Genomic DNA, 16,655 nt, shown 5'->3' with positions numbered 1-16,655 from the left:
AAATATACAGCATAAGGAGTGGAGCACATGAGAAAACCAATTATAGCCGGTAACTGGAAGATGAATAAAGTGCTTTCAGAAGCTGTCAGCTTCGTTGAAGAAGTGAAATCTTCCATTCCCGCAGCAGATAAAGCAGAAGCTGTTGTCTGTGCGCCTGCACTGTTCCTTGAAAAGCTCACATCAGCTGTAAAAGGCACAGATCTGAAAGTCGGCGCGCAAAACATGCATTTTGAAGAAAGCGGAGCTTTCACGGGTGAAATCAGCCCTGCGGCTTTGAAAGACCTTGGAGTTGAATACTGCGTCATCGGCCACTCCGAGCGCCGCGAAATGTTTGCTGAAACGGATGAAACGGTCAACAAAAAAGCGCATGCTGCATTTAAATACGGCATCGTTCCGATCATCTGCGTAGGTGAAACGCTTGAAGAGCGCGAAGCAAACAAAACAAACGAGCTTGTTGCAGACCAAGTGAAAAAAGCACTTGCAGGTTTAACAACTGAACAGGTAGCTGCTTCCGTGATCGCTTATGAGCCGATCTGGGCGATTGGAACCGGCAAGTCTTCAACTGCACAAGATGCAAACGAAGTATGCGCGCACATCCGCAAAACCGTGGCATCAGAGTTCGGACAAACTGCAGCAGACAGCGTCCGCATTCAGTACGGCGGAAGCGTAAAACCTGCGAACATTAAAGAATATATGGCCGAATCCGATATCGACGGCGCTCTTGTTGGCGGAGCAAGCCTTGAGCCGCAGTCTTTCGTGCAATTATTGGAGGCAGGTCAATATGAGTAACAAGTTAGCCGCGCTCATCATTTTAGATGGGTTTGGACTAAGGGACGAAACCGTCGGAAACGCCGTAGCCCAAGCGAAAAAACCGAACTTTGACCGCTATTGGAACAAGTATCCGCACCAGACGCTGACAGCTTCAGGAGAAGCGGTAGGTCTTCCAGACGGCCAGATGGGCAACTCGGAAGTCGGCCATCTGAATATCGGCGCAGGCCGGATCGTTTACCAAAGTCTGACGCGCGTGAACGTTGCGATTCGCGAGGGAGAATTCGAACAGAACGAAACATTCCTTGCAGCGATGAAGCACGTGAAAGAAAAAGGCACAAACCTCCACTTGTTCGGACTGCTGTCTGACGGCGGAGTGCACAGCCACATTCACCATTTATATGCACTCTTGAAACTTGCCAAAAAAGAAGGCGTTGAAAACGTCTATATTCACGGCTTCCTTGACGGCCGCGATGTAGGCCCGCAAACAGCTGAGAAGTACATCAAAGAGCTTCAGGATCAAATCGAAGAAATCGGCGTCGGCGAGATCGCAACATTGTCAGGCCGCTACTATTCAATGGACCGAGACAAGCGCTGGGACCGCGTCGAAAAAGCGTACCGCGCCATGGCATACGGAGAGGGACCGAAATATCAAAATCCGCTCGATGTCGTGAAAGATTCTTATGAAAACGGAATTTACGATGAATTCGTGATTCCTTCCGTCATTACGAAAGAAAACGGCGAACCTGTTGCGACAATCAAGGACAACGATGCGGTCATTTTCTACAACTTCAGACCCGACCGTGCGATCCAGATTTCCAACACGTTCACCAATGACGACTTCCGCGACTTCGACCGCGGAGACAAGCATCCGAAAAACCTTCATTTCGTTTGCTTGACACATTTCAGTGAAACGGTTGACGGATACGTGGCATTCAAACCGGTCAATCTCGACAACACAGTCGGCGAAGTTTTATCCCAAAACGGGCTGAAGCAGCTTCGCATCGCTGAAACTGAAAAATATCCGCACGTCACATTCTTTATGAGCGGCGGACGCGAAGAAAAGTTCCCGGGCGAAGAGCGAATCTTAATCGACTCGCCTAAAGTCGCAACATATGACTTGAAACCTGAAATGAGCGCATATGAAGTAAAAGATGCGCTTGTCAAAGAAATTGAGGCTGAAAAGCATAACGCGATCATCCTCAACTTTGCCAACCCTGACATGGTTGGACATTCAGGAAAAGTCGAGCCGACGGTCAAAGCAATCGAAGCGGTTGACGAGTGCCTCGGCGAAGTCGTTGATGCGATTCTTGCAAAAGGCGGCTACGCGATTATTACGGCCGACCACGGTAACGCAGACGTGCTGATTACCGAAGAAGGCAAGCCGCACACCGCACATACGACAAACCCGGTTCCTGTCATCGTCACAAAAGAAGGCGTGACATTAAGAGAAGGCGGAATCCTCGGGGATCTGGCGCCAACTCTTTTAGACTTGCTGGGTGTTGAAAAACCGAAAGAAATGACAGGATCGTCATTAATTCAAAAATAAGCATTAAAGGAGAGAAACAAACATGCCATACATTGTTGATGTTTATGCACGTGAAGTATTAGACTCCCGCGGTAACCCGACGGTTGAAGTTGAAGTATACACTGAATCAGGAGCTTTTGGACGCGCGCTGGTTCCAAGCGGAGCTTCCACTGGCGAATACGAAGCTGTTGAGCTTCGCGACGGCGACAAAGACCGCTACCTTGGAAAAGGCGTTTTAACAGCCGTTAACAACGTGAACGAAATCATCGCACCCGAGCTTATCGGCTTTGATGTGACTGAGCAAGTATCAATCGACAAATTGCTGATCGAACTTGACGGAACTGAAAATAAAGGCAAGCTCGGCGCCAACGCCATCCTTGGTGTATCAATGGCCGTTGCCCGCGCAGCTGCGGATTTCTTGCAGATTCCTCTATACCAATACCTTGGAGGATTCAACTCTAAAACGCTTCCTGTACCGATGATGAACATCGTAAACGGCGGAGAGCATGCGGACAACAACGTTGACATTCAAGAATTCATGATCATGCCTGTCGGTGCGGAAAACTTCCGCGAAGCACTTCGCATGGGAGCACAAATTTTCCACAGCCTGAAATCAGTCTTGAAAGAAAAAGGCTTGAACACAGCTGTAGGTGATGAAGGCGGATTCGCTCCAAACCTTGGATCTAACGAAGAAGCGCTTCAAACAATCGTTGAAGCGATCGAAAAAGCAGGATTCAAACCTGGCGAAGAAGTGAAATTGGCAATGGATGCTGCATCTTCTGAGTTCTACAACAAAGAAGACGGCAAATACCATCTTGCAGGCGAAGGCGTTGTAAAAACGTCAGCTGAAATGGTTGACTGGTACGAGGAGCTGACTTCTAAGTACCCAATCATCTCAATCGAAGACGGCCTTGACGAAAACGACTGGGAAGGCCACAAACTTCTGACTGAGCGTCTTGGCTCAAAAGTTCAGCTTGTCGGTGACGACCTTTTCGTAACAAACACGAAAAAGCTTGCTGAAGGAATCAAAAACGGCGTCGGCAACTCTATCCTGATCAAAGTAAACCAAATCGGTACATTGACTGAAACTTTCGATGCGATCGAAATGGCGAAACGCGCAGGCTACACTGCCGTTATCTCTCACCGCTCCGGTGAAACTGAAGACAGCACAATCGCTGACATCGCTGTGGCAACAAACGCAGGACAAATCAAAACAGGTGCTCCGTCTCGTACGGACCGTGTTGCGAAATACAACCAGCTTCTTCGCATCGAAGATCAATTGGCTGAAACTGCGCAATACCACGGTATTCAATCTTTCTACAACTTGAATAAGTAAGCATAAAAAAGAGGTTGGCTGCAGATGCGGCCAACCTCTTTTAAATGTGAAAGCTGAATTTCCTTTACCCTGACAAAAGCTGTCAGGGTTTTTGATTATAATAGGCTGTATCAATTGCGATTGGAGTGTTACTGGATGCAGTCGAAAACAGTATATCTTTATGCATTCCATACAATGTCAGATTGGGAATATGGATATTTAATGGCCGAACTGAACTCGGGAAGATATTTCAAAAAAGATGCGGCACCTTTAAAAGTCATGACAATAGGAGTGAATAAAGAAATGGTGACGACGATGGGTGGACTGCGCATAAAACCGGATATCTCCCTTGATGAGTGGACGCCCGAGAGTGCGGATCTAATCATTTTACCCGGAGGGAATACTTGGGGAGAAAAGATTCATCAGCCGATCTTGAAAAAGGCCGGCGAAGCTTTAGAGCTTGGCGCGATGGTTGCCGCAATATGCGGTGCAACTGCGGGACTGGCGAATAGCGGATATCTGGATTCAAGAAAGCATACAAGCAATGACTTGGCCTATATGAAAATGGTCTGTCCTCATTATAAAGGAGAACCGTTTTATGAGATGGGACCCGCGGTATCAGATGGGAATCTGGTTACTGCATCAGGAGCGGCTCCTCTCGAATTCGCAAGGGAAGTGCTGAAAAAATTAGACGTGTTTGCACCGGATACATTGGATTCATGGTATCAACTCAATAAGACCGGTCAACGTGAATACTTCTTCAAGCTAATGAATTCAATCAATAAATGAGCTGAAAGACCAAGAATTTAGTCGATGTCGAAGCAATTCGGCGGAAAAGCTAGATTTCATGAGTGAAAAAGGTTTTTTCCCTAATTTTATGTTCTCCTTGATATGGTATAATCTACCTCGTATAAAAAGCTTTGCTCACTCAAGGGAAGTCTTGCTCATCCCCTTCTGAAAGGGGGTGATAAAAATGACAGCATATGAAACAATCTCTTTAATGATTGCTTTTGGCATGCTGATTGCCATGTTGTCAGAGAACAAAGAAAAATAGACCGCCCCTTGAGCCTAGAAAGTGATAGGGAGTGGTCTATTTTAGGTCAATCTGAGCAAGCCCCTTCGAAGGGCCGGCTTTTTGTACAAGCCGAAGTGTTGGAGCACTTCGGTCTTTTTAGTATATGCAACATGTTTACTTAGATATCTATATCATAAAGAATTTTCATTAATTTGTAAATGGCGAAAGCAAATGTTGTTTTTTAAAAAATCAATCGTCAGATTACGCATTGGCAAGTGATTTTCTCAGAGCACCATATTGTCCAGCGCCGTTTATAGAAACCACTGAGTTCGACCTTGGCTCCAACACCCCGTCAGCCTAAGAAAAACCCACCCGTTTATCGCAGATTTTTCGCAGGCTTCAGAAACCAGGCGGGAAGAAAACCGCTGATGCCAACGATCAAAAAACCAATGATCGACAACAGCGCAATCGCGATGGGAGAGAGGGCTTGCTGAAGGCTGTAAGCCGAACAGGAAAGCAGCACGCCTAATCCTAAGGTGATGAGGAAGACCTTTTGATTTGTAAAAAACAACGTTTCAGATCTAGTGAATTTGGCATAAATCAAAGGAAGACCTGTATAGCACCCGATGATAAACGTAAAAAGCACCGCTTCCGATAATTGAAAAACGGCTGAATTGCCGGCTCCAAATATTTCACCAAAAGAAATCGACCAATTGCTCAGCATGACAAGTCCGAAAAGGTAGAAACCACTCAATAAAAACTTAGTCAAATCACCCCTCCTTACTATGGTAAAAAAAACATATTCATACAAGATTATGTTAACCTAATGAATTCAAAGTGTCTAGAAGGAGGATCATCCCGGTTTTCGTAAGAAGACGATAGCTCATTGTACAGTGTCTGCCGAGCAGGGTTTTCTTTATCCGGATGCAGCTCAAAAGCGGTTTTTAGCACAATCCAAAACAGATATATAGGAATTTCATATTGACTTTAGGTTGATTCATTATATAATCTAATTGATAATGAAAATCACTTGAGAAAAGGGGATCCTACATATCATGAAACGTTTTAAATGGTTTGCACTGTTCGCTGCGCTTATCCTTTTATTAGCCGCCTGCGGAAATCAAGATAAAGATCAATCTGCGGAGAAGAACGGCAGCAAAGATTCCTATACTGTAAAGCACGCAATGGGAACAGCGACAATTGACGGCACTCCGAAAAAAGTCGTCGTACTCACGAATGAAGCGACAGAAGCAGTGCTCGCACTTGGCGTAAAACCTGTCGGCGCCGTTCAATCCTGGCTGGGAGATCCATGGTATGACCATATTAAAGATAAAATGAAAGGCGTAGAGAACGTCGGAACGGAGGCTGCGCCGAATATTGAAAAAATCGCGAGCCTGAAGCCTGACTTAATCATCGGCAACAAAATCCGCCAAGAAGAAGTATACGACAAGCTGAAAGCAATCGCGCCGACCGTATTTGCCGAGACATTGTCAGGGGAATGGAAAAACAACTTTAAGCTTACTGCCGAAGCGCTCAATAAAAAAGCTGAAGGCGAAAAAGTCATCGCTGACTTTGACAAGCGCGTTGAAGACATTCATGAAAAACTAGGCGATAAAGTGAAACAAAAAGTCTCTCTCGTCCGCTTTACAGATGCTGATACCCGCATCTATCACAAAGGATCATTTGCCGGAACGATTTTGGATCAGCTCGGTTTTGCAAGGCCTAAAGGCCAGGAAGCCAACGATCTCGGACAAATGGAAGTGACAAAGGAACAAATTCCTGATATGGACGGGGACGTGCTTTTTTATTACACGTATGAGACAGGCGATGACAAAGCAAGCGCCATTGAGAAAGACTATGTCAATGATCCGCTCTTTAAAAACTTAAACGTCTCCAAAAAAGGAAACGTCCATAAAGTGAGCGATGCCATCTGGAATACAGCAGGGGGCGTCCTTGCAGCAAACCTGATGCTTGATGATATTGAAAAATACTTTTTAAAATGATCAAAAAAGCCAAACGGATCAGCGCATTCGTTTGGCTTTTTTTGATGCGGCCTTAATATTAAATCCCTTCTTACGATAAATATAGTATAAAATGACTAATGGTGTTTTTGTTTGATGGGAGGAAAGTCATGGATTTTTGCAAGGAATGTGGAAGGGAACGAACAAAAAATGCGCTGTATTGCAAGCATTGCGGCGCGCGGGCGGACGAGGAACGAGCTTCCGACCCGGCGGCAAGGTATCAGCGTGCGATGACACGAAAAAGAATCATCATCATGGCGGCAATCGCGGCCTGCTTGATTTTATTGTTTGCCGGCTATAAAACCGGTGAAGCACTCACATCAAAGGAAAAACTGATTTCCGATTTTGAAGCCGCCCTCGATCAGAAAGATGCCAAGAAAGCAGCAAAACTGCTTCAATCATCAGACGTGGATCTGGCTGTCACGGAGAAAAACGTCAAGCCGCTCTTGGATTACTTGAAAGAACACCCGGATCAAGAAAAAGAATTGATCACATCCTTAAAAAGCGGTGCCGGCCATCCATTGATGACGATCGAAAAAAAGGGCAGGCGTTTTTGGATCTATGACCGCTATGTCTTGAACACGGAGCCTGTCTACTTAACGGTTAAGACAAACTATAAAGATACCGGCCTGTTTGTTAACGGCAAAAAGGTCATCACAACAGAAAAAGAAAACTTCGAGAAAAAAATCGGCCCGTTTGTCCCCGGTACTTACGAGGTGAAGGCAAAGCTGAAAAGCGGAATCGCCGATCTTGAAAAAAAGGTAAAGGTCACCGCCCTCCAAGGTGATGTGAAGGTTAATGCGGACCTTAACGGGCACATGGCAAAGCTTGTCTTTGAAGAAGGCTATGAAAACTTGAAAGGAACGCTCTGGATCAATGATCAGGAGATGAAGATCAATCCATTCAAAGGAACTGAATTCGGACCTGTGCTGACTGACGGTTCAATGTCTGCTCAGGTTGAGGCGCAATTTCCGTGGGGGAAGCTGAAAAGCGAAAAAACGCCGATTGAAGGTGAAGAAATCGAAGTCAATCTTGCATCAGACAAAGGGTTTATGGATGACATGATGACCGCTGTCGTCAACCATACAAAGGAAGCAGCAAAGGCCTTTGCAAGCGGCAATGTCAGCGGCATGACAATGGCCGCCCCGTCTTATCAAAACCGCCTGAAAGAGGTCACGGACGGGCTGAAAAGCAGCAGCACCTACTATAAAGGCACCTACTTATCTACTGTATTTGATCTTGATTCGTTCCGGCTATACAAAGAAGACGGGCAATGGAAAACAGAGCTCAAAGGGATTGAAAAGCACAAATCGGCCTATTATGACGACTACATTGCGCCTAAACTGGAAGAAAACGATAGCGGATATACGTACACATTGGTCTATTCCGAAGGCAAGAAAAAGTGGCTCATCGAAAAAAGCGATCCTGAAGCCGTTATCGATATCGAGCATCAAAAAGAAATCAAAAATGACAATCCGAAGGAATACACATCGGCATGGGCCTCAGCGAAAGGGGCCATGAACAATGCATCAGCAGGCGAAGAGCTCACCGACCAAAAGGTTGCTTTCGCCATTGAAGCGTATTTATACAGGCTACAAGACGCCATCAACACAAACGATTTCGGCCTCGTCCGCGACAGCTTGAAAGAAGGAAGTCCGCTGTACAACGATCAAAAGAAACTGGTCACTAAACTGTACAACAGCGGGACAGAGGAGGAAGTCGTCCAATTCAGCGTAAACAGCTGGAAGCAAAACGGGCGGGAGGCAACGATTAAGACAACGGAGAAAATTAATATTATCAAAGGCGGAAAAGAACAGTTAAAAACGTATCATTGGACATATCACGCCGCCATCGAGGACGGCAGATTGCTCTTAACGTCAATAGAATAAAAAAAAAGCCCTTTTCCTCAATGGAAAAAGGCTTTTCAATTCACTAAAACAGCCGCCCTAATATAGAGCCTCCGATCCTTCCGATATATTCAAGAAACAAATCTCCCATGATCCGCACCGACATAAATGTCAGCAAATAGACGATCAGCGTCGCGTAAATCGTATCAACAACGCCTTCCGCTTTTTCGTGATAGCTCGAGATGACAGCCGGCGGAATTAAAAAGGCGATGCCGCAAAGGGCAAAGAAAAGAACATATATAAACAAACCCGTTTGCATGAATGATAAAAGCAAAGCGGCGAGCAGAAGGGCGACGAAAGGAATAAGCACCGCTCCGAACCGCCCGAGCACTTCCTTAAATGCCGCTTGCACACCCCGAATGCGCACGCCTGCGTATGTAAAAACAAATAATAAGAAAATATAAATAGCAAAGGTAACAGCGGGCTTTACGACGATATCAAAAAATGTCGGCATTGCGTAGGAGCGGCCGAATACTCCGGAATAGTCCCCCATGGCGTCAAAGAAGCCTTTGAGGCCGAAATAAAACATCAGCGGCACCGAAAGCGCAAATATCACCATTGTGGTGATGCTGTTGAGGACGTGCTGTTCTCCGGCGTTTTTCATTTCGATAAACGGTCGTTTCAGCACTTAAACAATAGGAAAAATACATGGAAGACGCTTGTTTCGCCGCCTCCGCATATCTAGCTGCCTGCGGCGTTTCAGCTGCTCCTTTTCCGCCATCACTGCCGCCGGCCAAACTTGACCCGCACTGCTCGCAAAATTTTACCGCCATCTGTTTGATGGCCGCACTTTGAACATGTCATGAAAATAAAATCTCCTTTAAAATAGTTATTTTGGCCTATAAAGGTTCATTATAAATGAAAGTGCAGGAAGGTGTCATTGTTTTTTGAAAGTTTAAGCGGTCAGCGTCGGAGGTAAAAATGATTACCCGTATTTTTACACAGAGGAAGGAGTGGCTTTAACCGTGTTTGCTTTTATCATCCACGTTTTTGTATCATTGTTCGCCGTCACAAATCCGATCGGCAATGTTCCGATCTTTTTAGCGCTCACAGAAGGCTACGAAGCGAAAGAACGCACCGCATTGGCGAGAAAGGCCGCGGTTTTATCGTTTCTGATCCTGATCGCGTTTCTCATATTCGGAGAGTTTATCTTCAGGCTTTTTGACATCAACATCCATGCGCTGCGAATTGCCGGCGGCATATTTATATTCGGAATTGCCTACAACCTGCTGAATGCAAAGCAGTCCCATGTTCAGTCGCTGCATCATGCTGAGCATCGCGAGAGCAAGGAAAAGGAGGATATATCGGTGACGCCGCTCAGCATTCCGATCATTTCGGGGCCAGGAACGATTGCGACGGTGATGAGCCTTTCGGCCGGCAGCCGCAGTCTGGTGCATTTTGGCGGAATGATCATCGGCATCGCCGCCGTCCTCCTGCTGACGTTTGCGGCCTTTCATTATTCTACGCTGATCAGCAACAAATTGGGCCAGACGGAGATGAACGTGATCACCCGGCTGATGGGCCTGATTTTGGCTGTCGTGGCGGTCGGCATGATCGGAACGGGATTGAAAGGGATGTTTCCGGTGTTGGCGGGATAATTGAGGAAATGCAAAAAAGCTGCTTAGTCTTCGCAGCTTTTTTTGTTTATGAAGGTTTTGGCACATGCTTGAAGATCTCTTCGCTTTCCAAAAACGCGATCAGATTGTCAAGCCACTCGCAGTAATCGATCCATTGTTTTGTTTCAGCCAGCAGCTCGTTGATTTTAGCTTCGGTTTCAGGCGTAAGGCCTTCTTCCTCGAGCGCCTCCAACAGCTCTTTTCTGATTTTTTTCCCAATCATCCTGTTCTTTTTGGCGACTTTGCTCCAGTTGGCCGTAAACAATGAAATAAACGTTTGATAATAGTCTTGTTCGACATCGTACAGATCTTTGCGGACGCCTTTTTCAAAAACTTTTTCAGCTATATTTAAATCGATCATTTCGCGGACGACCTGGCTCATTCTCGTTTTGCTCATGCCCGTTTCTTCTGACAGTTCATTTAAGGTCATCGGCTTTCTGTTCATATAGATGATCCCGAGCACGCGGCCGACAGTTGATGATAGACCGTATGTATTCATATTTTCGGCGATTTTTTCTATGAAATGTTCTTCCGCTTGTTCAATCACTTTTAAAGCGTTTTCCTCCAAAGCTCATCATCCCTTCGGGCAGCCAATTTTATTGTCAATATATCATAATTTTGTTAGCGGTTGAAAACACTAAAACGACAGAAAAACAAAGAAATCAGCCGCAATTTTAAGAATAACCGGCAAATTGATGCCATGAATATATTTTTTTATGTCTTATATATATAATTTGAACACTTTGTAAACTTTTTATTTTACAAAGTGTATCTTATAATGAATGAGATGTTGAAATTTTTAAAAAACAGTTGGAGGTGTGCGTTTTGCTGAAGCTAGAGAATGTATCAAAGGTTTATAAAGGCGGAAAAAAAGCGGTCAAAAACATTAACCTTGATATAGCAAAAGGTGAATTTATCGTCTTTATCGGACCGAGCGGCTGCGGGAAAACAACGACGATGAAAATGATCAACCGCTTGATTGAACCGACTTCAGGAAGCATTTACATCGACGGAGAAAACATAATGGATCAGGACCCGGTGGAGCTGCGCCGGAAAATCGGCTATGTCATTCAGCAAATCGGACTCTTTCCCCATATGACGATTCAGCAGAATATCACGCTCGTTCCGAGGCTTTTGAAATGGCCGGAAGAAAAGCGAAAGAAGCGGGCGGAGGAACTGCTGCAGCTCGTTGATATGGGGCCGGAATATTTGAACCGCTACCCTCATGAACTAAGCGGCGGACAGCAGCAGAGAATCGGCGTGCTGCGGGCGCTTGCGGCAGAGCCGCCCCTCATTTTAATGGATGAACCGTTCGGAGCGCTGGACCCGATTACCCGTGATTCGCTTCAGGAAGAGTTCAAAAAGCTTCAGAAATCGCTGGACAAAACGATTGTCTTTGTAACCCACGATATGGATGAAGCGATTAAGCTTGCTGACAGAATCGTCATCCTTCGCGCCGGCGAGATCGTGCAAGTCGGATCGCCTGACGACATTTTGCGGAAACCGGCGGATGAATTCGTTGAGGAATTTATCGGAAAAGAGAGGCTTCTTCAGTCCCGTCCTGACATCGAGCATGTCGAACAAGTAATGAACCCGAATCCGGTCACGATTACGAGCGAAAAAAACCTGACTGAAGCAATTCAAGTGATGAGGGAACGCCGCGTCGATTCACTGCTCGTCGTGGACGAACACAATGTCTTAAAAGGATATATCGATGTTGAAATCATCGATCAGAACCGGAAAAAATCCGTCACAGTCGGGGAGGTTGTCAATGAGAATGTTTACTCCGTTCAAAAAGGAACGCTCATCAGGGATACCGTCCGGAAAATTTTGAAAAGGGGATTCAAATATGTTCCCGTTCTTGATGAAGAGGGCCGCCTTGTCGGGATTGTCACAAGGGCAAACCTTGTCGATATCGTGTACGACTCGATTTGGGGAGATGAAGAAACCCTTGTTCAACGTTAAATGCAGGGAGGTGCATCAATCATGAATCAGCTTGTCCAATTTCTTCAGCACAACGGCGGGGAAATGCTTTATAAAACATGGGAGCACTTATATATATCCATTTTCGCGGTTCTGCTCGGCATCATTTTCGCGGTTCCGCTCGGTGTCGTTTTAACGAGAATGAAAAAAGGAGCCGGCGTCGTGATCGGCGTTGTCAACATCATTCAGACGCTGCCGAGTTTGGCGATCCTGGCGTTTTTTATCCCGCTTCTCGGAGTGGGAAAGATTCCGGCGATTGTCGCGCTGTTTTTCTATTCAGTCCTACCGATTCTGAGAAACACTTACACGGGCGTAAAAGGCGTCAATCAAAATTTGCTTGAGTCAGGAAAGGGAATCGGTATGACTGCATGGGAACAAATCCGCCTGGTCGAGCTGCCGCTATCGGTGCCGGTGATCATGGCAGGCATCCGGACGTCCACCGTTTACTTAATCGGCTGGGCGACGCTTTCGGCTTTTATCGGCGGCGGCGGTCTCGGCGACTATATTTTTATCGGGCTCAACCTGTACCAGCCTGAGTACATTATCGCCGGAGCGGTGCCGGTTACGATACTGGCCATCGTGATCGACTATATTCTGTCGAAAACCGAAGACAAAGTCACGCCTCAAGGATTAAAAGGGATGAAGGAAGTATCATAAGGAGTTGGCTCTTATGCAAACAAAAAAACTGAGACGGCTCGGCGCCGTCATGCTGGTCCTCTCGCTTTTGATCAGCGGCTGTGCGCTGCCGGGCCTTGGCGGGGCTTCCGATAAAACGATCAAAATCGGAGCGCAAAACCTGACCGAATCCGAAATTCTTGCCAATATGATCTCGCTTTTGATCGAGCATGATACGGATCTCAATACGGTGCTGGTCAAAAACCTCGGCTCAAACTATGTGCAGCACCAGGCCATGCTCGGCGGAGACATCGACATTTCTGCGACGCGCTATTCGGGAACTGACCTGACAAGCACGCTTGGAAGGGAAGCGGAGAAAGACCCGAAAAAAGCGCTCCGCATCGTACAGCAGGACTTTCAAAAGAAATTCAACTACAAATGGTTCGATTCTTACGGATTTGACAATACGTACGCTTTTACAGTCACGAAAGAACTCGCTGAAAAAGGGAACTATGAAACCATATCCGATCTGAAAAAAGACGCGGATCAACTGAAGCTTGGCGTTGACAATGCATGGCTGAAACGAAAAGGCGACGGATATCCGGGATTTAAACAGGAATACGGGTTTTCATTTGGCTCGACCTTTCCAATGCAGATCGGACTCGTTTATGACGCCGTCAAAAACGGCAAAATGGATATCGTTCTTGCCTATTCAACAGACGGCAGGATCAAAGCCTATGATTTAAAGCTGTTAAAAGACGATAAACGCTTTTTCCCGCCGTATGACTGTTCGCCGGTCGTGCCGGAAAAAGTGCTGAAGGAGCATCCGGAGCTTGAAGAGACCATCAATAAACTGATTGGAAAAATCGACACCGAAACGATGCAGGAGCTCAATTACGAAGTCGATGGAAAGCTGAAAGAGCCTTCTGTCGTCGCGGCCGAGTTTTTAAAGAAGCACAATTATTTTGAGTAAAAGGAGGGGATGACAAATGGAAGTGCTGCAGCAGCTTTGGACGTATTACGCGCAAAACGGCGGCTATGTGCTGGGGGAATTTTACCGCCACTTTTTAATGTCGGCATACGGCGTATTGTTCGCCGCCGTCGTCGGCATCCCGGCCGGCATTTTCATCGCCAGATACCGTAAAATCAGCAAATGGGTCTTTTCCATCACTAATGTCATTCAAACGGTTCCGGCGCTGGCGATGCTCGCCGTCTTGATGCTTGTCATGGGGCTCGGCGCAAACACGGTGATTCTTTCATTGTTTTTGTATTCGCTGTTGCCGATCATTCGAAACACATATACGGGAATCGCCAGCATCGAGCATGCCTATCTTGAATCAGGGAAGGCGATGGGCATGACGAAATTTCAAGTGCTCCGGATGGTGGAGCTTCCCCTCGCCTTGTCGGTCATTATGGCGGGGCTCAGAACCGCGCTCGTCATCGCGATCGGCATTACGGCCATCGGCACGTTTGTCGGCGCAGGCGGCCTCGGGGATATCATTGTCAGGGGATCAAACGCGACCAACGGAACAGCGATCATTCTAGCAGGCGCGATCCCGACGGCGCTGATGGCGATCATCGCCGATCTGTTCATGGGATGGCTCGAGCGTGCGCTGAGCCCCGTTAAGCATCATAAAGGCAAGACGCCGAATCCGGATGCCGCTTAAGGCAGCCGAAAAAAGCCGAACTTCTCCTAAAAGGGAAATTCGGCTTTTTATGATTGGCGCTTCTTCGCTTCATTAACCAAAAAATGAAAATACTGTTCGAGGTTGAGCAGGTCTTCGCGGGACAAACAGTCCCATTTCTCGGGTTTAAACAGCCACAGGTCTTCGACGCCGTGCTTGGCCGCGATCTCCTGCATCGTGACATAGCCGCGCGGCTGTTCGCGAATCTCGTCAGCTCTCATATAACCGGCAATATCCATGAGCTGCTCGTACGGCATTTTCAGAGCCTCGGCCAATTTTCTGATCGTCGCGGGCTTGGGAACGCCGCGGTGGCCGTTTTCGATTCTGGAAATGGCTGCGGCGCTCACACCGGCATACATGGCAAGCTGATTAACCGACAGGCTTCTTTGTTCCCTCAGCTCTTTGAGCCGCTCGCCGAACCTTGTCATCGCCATCCCCCCCGCAAATTCATGATATGAACATTTTAATACAAATGTTGACTATAGGAAATACTTAGACAGGAAAAATATTGACAAAAGTTAACATAAGGGATAAAATAACAGCAGGATCGTAAACAGACGAAAATGATAGAGAGGAGAGTGTGCCGCGGAGAAGTATTCAGTTTTTGTTTCGGCTGCTTGCTTCCTGCACGAGAAAGTCGAAATATTTGTCCAGGTTTTCGATGTCTTTTTTTGAAAGCACCTTCCACTTTTCGCTGTCAAACAGAGAAAGGTCCTCTAAATCGTACTGTGACACGATGTCGTAAATGGAATCATAGCTGCTTCTTGCTTCCTGGACTGTAGACGCGCTGATATAGCCTGCAGATGCCATCAGTTCCTCATACGGGACTTTCAAAGCGTCCGCCAGTTTTCTGATCGTCTCCGGCTTCGGCACGCCGCGCTTTCCGTTTTCGATTCGCGAAATGCCTGCCGAACTGACGCCGGAATACATCGCCAGTTGATTGACGGTCAGTTTTTTCCGTTCCCTTAATTGTCGTAAATGGTGTCCAAAGTTCGTCATGGCCAAAACCTCGCAATCTCTTATTATAAAATATTTTAGTACGAATATTGCCTATAGGAAACATATGGATGGTAAAAGTATTGACAAAAGTTAACAAATCGTATATGTTCAATGTAGATAAAAAGAAACATAAGAGATTAGAAAGGGGAGTAATCATGGTAAAAAAGATTCATATCAAAAGAGATTTTGTTCTCCAGTACATGATTGAACACAATCTCTCCTTAAATCAGCTTGCCATTGAAATCGGCGTATCCCCGGCGACACTCAGCAGAGTTTTAAATGGCGAAAGGAGGCCCGGACAACTTGTGATCGGAAAGATGATTCAGTATTTCAACAAAAAATTTGAAGATCTCTTTTATTATAAAGATGTTGACAAAAGTCAATAAAGAAAGGAGAAAAGGAGGCTTTTCAAACGTGAAAAATACCGGGATTGTCCGGAGAATCGATGAGCTCGGCAGAGTCGTTCTCCCGGTCGAAATGCGCAGGGTGCTGAATATCAATGAAAAGGACCCGCTCGAAATATATACCGACGGCGAAAACATCATTTTGACAAAATACGCCGCAAACATGGCATGTTTGATGACCGGCGACATCACCACGAAAAATAAAACGTATGCGGGCGGCAAAATCGTACTCAGCCCGCGCGGAGCGGAAATGCTCCTGGAAGATATGATGGCGGCACTGTCAGAAAAGAAATAAATGTGATTACATATTCCGCAGGAAAGGGAGCAGAGCCGCTCTCTTTTTTTGTATACCTTATTCCGGCGCTGGGAAAAAATAAAAAAAGCTGTTCGAAACGCTCGTGACATGCGCTTGCTTTTCATGTAAAATAAAACTATTGTCAGCCAGTTTGTCTGGAGGTGTAGGTTATGGCCGCATTTTTAACGGTCTTATTAGTGATTGTAAGTATCGTATTAATCGTTGTCGTTTTACTGCAATCCGGCAAAAGCGCCGGATTATCAGGCGCGATTTCCGGCGGAGCCGAGCAGCTTTTCGGAAAGCAGAAAGCAAGAGGACTTGATTTGATTCTTCACCGGATGACGGTCGTTTTAACCGTGCTTTTCTTTTTCTTAACGATTGCGCTTGCTTACTTTGTATAAGACAATGAAGCATGAGGTCTGATGTTCAAGTCAGGCCTTTTTCCTATTTGCCGGTCTTTGTCTGAAGGGGCCGGCCGATTGATAAAGTTTGTTTCAAGACTAA

Annotated in this window: 20 protein-coding genes; 15 read left to right on the top strand and 5 right to left on the bottom strand. The window is 46.3% G+C overall.

Annotation, left to right across the window (positions count from 1 at the left end):
* The first annotated feature begins 27 nt into the window (after positions 1 to 27).
* From tpiA to H7F26_RS22180, 5 genes are all read left to right on the top strand, one after another.
* Positions 28 to 789 carry a triose-phosphate isomerase gene (gene tpiA, locus H7F26_RS02755; protein WP_003185464.1) on the top strand — a complete coding sequence of 254 codons (762 nt, stop codon included), beginning with the start codon at positions 28 to 30 and terminating at the stop codon, positions 787 to 789.
* Positions 782 to 2,317, top strand: coding sequence for a 2,3-bisphosphoglycerate-independent phosphoglycerate mutase (gpmI, locus tag H7F26_RS02750; RefSeq protein WP_003185462.1), 1,536 nt, complete (start codon positions 782 to 784; stop codon positions 2,315 to 2,317). The genes tpiA and gpmI overlap by 8 nt, the downstream gene beginning before the upstream one ends.
* A 22-nt stretch (positions 2,318 to 2,339) precedes the next feature.
* Positions 2,340 to 3,632, top strand: coding sequence for a phosphopyruvate hydratase (gene eno / locus H7F26_RS02745; protein WP_003185460.1), 1,293 nt, complete (start codon positions 2,340 to 2,342; stop codon positions 3,630 to 3,632).
* A 135-nt stretch (positions 3,633 to 3,767) separates the two neighbouring features.
* Positions 3,768 to 4,400 (top strand): type 1 glutamine amidotransferase family protein, encoded by a 633-nt coding sequence (locus tag H7F26_RS02740; RefSeq protein WP_017474710.1) that lies wholly within the window; start codon positions 3,768 to 3,770, stop codon positions 4,398 to 4,400.
* Positions 4,401 to 4,584: 184 nt separating this feature from the next.
* Positions 4,585 to 4,665: a putative holin-like toxin gene (locus tag H7F26_RS22180; protein WP_003185456.1), complete on the top strand. Its 81-nt coding sequence runs from the start codon at positions 4,585 to 4,587 to the stop codon at positions 4,663 to 4,665.
* Positions 4,666 to 5,002: 337 nt separating this feature from the next.
* Here the strand turns inward: H7F26_RS22180 and H7F26_RS02735 are convergent, their stop codons facing one another.
* Positions 5,003 to 5,395, bottom strand: coding sequence for a hypothetical protein (locus H7F26_RS02735; RefSeq protein WP_003185454.1), 393 nt, complete (start codon positions 5,393 to 5,395; stop codon positions 5,003 to 5,005).
* A 286-nt stretch (positions 5,396 to 5,681) separates the two neighbouring features.
* On the opposite strand from H7F26_RS02735, the gene H7F26_RS02730 reads away from it, so the two are divergent.
* Both H7F26_RS02730 and H7F26_RS02725 read left to right on the top strand, forming a co-directional pair.
* Positions 5,682 to 6,629: an ABC transporter substrate-binding protein gene (locus H7F26_RS02730; protein ID WP_011198331.1), complete on the top strand. Its 948-nt coding sequence runs from the start codon at positions 5,682 to 5,684 to the stop codon at positions 6,627 to 6,629.
* Positions 6,630 to 6,757: 128 nt separating this feature from the next.
* Positions 6,758 to 8,536, top strand: coding sequence for a zinc ribbon domain-containing protein (locus H7F26_RS02725; protein ID WP_017474709.1), 1,779 nt, complete (start codon positions 6,758 to 6,760; stop codon positions 8,534 to 8,536).
* Positions 8,537 to 8,579: 43 nt separating this feature from the next.
* Here H7F26_RS02725 and H7F26_RS02720 read toward each other — a convergent pair whose 3' ends face one another.
* Positions 8,580 to 9,158 carry a hypothetical protein gene (locus H7F26_RS02720; RefSeq protein WP_017474708.1) on the bottom strand — a complete coding sequence of 193 codons (579 nt, stop codon included), beginning with the start codon at positions 9,156 to 9,158 and terminating at the stop codon, positions 8,580 to 8,582.
* 361 nt (positions 9,159 to 9,519) lie between these two features.
* Between H7F26_RS02720 and H7F26_RS02715 the strand changes: the two genes are divergently transcribed.
* Entirely contained in the window at positions 9,520 to 10,152 is a 633-nt protein-coding gene (locus H7F26_RS02715) for an NAAT family transporter (protein ID WP_003185444.1), read from the top strand.
* Positions 10,153 to 10,198: 46 nt separating this feature from the next.
* Here the strand turns inward: H7F26_RS02715 and H7F26_RS02710 are convergent, their stop codons facing one another.
* A complete protein-coding gene (locus H7F26_RS02710; protein WP_003185442.1) occupies positions 10,199 to 10,738 on the bottom strand; it encodes a GbsR/MarR family transcriptional regulator in 540 nt (179 codons plus the stop codon).
* Positions 10,739 to 10,995: 257 nt separating this feature from the next.
* Between H7F26_RS02710 and H7F26_RS02705 the strand changes: the two genes are divergently transcribed.
* From H7F26_RS02705 to H7F26_RS02690, 4 genes are read left to right on the top strand one after another with little or no spacing between them, the layout of a single operon-like run.
* Positions 10,996 to 12,135 carry a betaine/proline/choline family ABC transporter ATP-binding protein gene (locus H7F26_RS02705; RefSeq protein WP_003185439.1) on the top strand — a complete coding sequence of 380 codons (1,140 nt, stop codon included), beginning with the start codon at positions 10,996 to 10,998 and terminating at the stop codon, positions 12,133 to 12,135.
* Between the two features lie 21 nt (positions 12,136 to 12,156).
* Positions 12,157 to 12,810, top strand: coding sequence for an ABC transporter permease (locus H7F26_RS02700; RefSeq protein ID WP_009329612.1), 654 nt, complete (start codon positions 12,157 to 12,159; stop codon positions 12,808 to 12,810).
* A 13-nt stretch (positions 12,811 to 12,823) separates the two neighbouring features.
* Positions 12,824 to 13,741 carry an osmoprotectant ABC transporter substrate-binding lipoprotein OpuCC gene (gene opuCC, locus H7F26_RS02695; protein WP_009329611.1) on the top strand — a complete coding sequence of 306 codons (918 nt, stop codon included), beginning with the start codon at positions 12,824 to 12,826 and terminating at the stop codon, positions 13,739 to 13,741.
* A 16-nt stretch (positions 13,742 to 13,757) separates the two neighbouring features.
* Positions 13,758 to 14,435 (top strand): ABC transporter permease, encoded by a 678-nt coding sequence (locus H7F26_RS02690; protein WP_003185432.1) that lies wholly within the window; start codon positions 13,758 to 13,760, stop codon positions 14,433 to 14,435.
* A 47-nt stretch (positions 14,436 to 14,482) separates the two neighbouring features.
* Here H7F26_RS02690 and H7F26_RS02685 read toward each other — a convergent pair whose 3' ends face one another.
* Entirely contained in the window at positions 14,483 to 14,881 is a 399-nt protein-coding gene (locus tag H7F26_RS02685; RefSeq protein WP_009329610.1) for a helix-turn-helix domain-containing protein, read from the bottom strand.
* A 169-nt stretch (positions 14,882 to 15,050) separates the two neighbouring features.
* Positions 15,051 to 15,452: a transcriptional regulator gene (locus H7F26_RS02680; RefSeq protein ID WP_026080846.1), complete on the bottom strand. Its 402-nt coding sequence runs from the start codon at positions 15,450 to 15,452 to the stop codon at positions 15,051 to 15,053.
* Positions 15,453 to 15,604: 152 nt separating this feature from the next.
* On the opposite strand from H7F26_RS02680, the gene H7F26_RS02675 reads away from it, so the two are divergent.
* The 3 genes from H7F26_RS02675 (at position 15,605) to secG (ending at position 16,552) form a co-directional block, all read left to right on the top strand.
* On the top strand, positions 15,605 to 15,838 hold the full coding sequence (locus tag H7F26_RS02675; RefSeq protein ID WP_085959538.1) for a helix-turn-helix domain-containing protein: 234 nt from the start codon (positions 15,605 to 15,607) through the stop codon (positions 15,836 to 15,838).
* Between the two features lie 28 nt (positions 15,839 to 15,866).
* Positions 15,867 to 16,151 carry an AbrB/MazE/SpoVT family DNA-binding domain-containing protein gene (locus H7F26_RS02670; protein WP_003185421.1) on the top strand — a complete coding sequence of 95 codons (285 nt, stop codon included), beginning with the start codon at positions 15,867 to 15,869 and terminating at the stop codon, positions 16,149 to 16,151.
* 170 nt (positions 16,152 to 16,321) lie between these two features.
* Positions 16,322 to 16,552, top strand: a complete 231-nt coding sequence (gene secG, locus H7F26_RS02665; RefSeq protein WP_003185418.1) for a preprotein translocase subunit SecG — start codon at positions 16,322 to 16,324, stop codon at positions 16,550 to 16,552.
* The last annotated feature ends 103 nt before the right edge of the window (positions 16,553 to 16,655 follow it).

The organism is Bacillus sp. PAMC28748 (assembly GCF_014250415.1).
Taxonomy (GTDB): Bacteria; Bacillota; Bacilli; order Bacillales; family Bacillaceae; genus Bacillus; species Bacillus licheniformis.
Note: the sequence above shows the minus strand (reverse complement) of the source record. Positions and strands in the feature narration are given on the sequence as shown.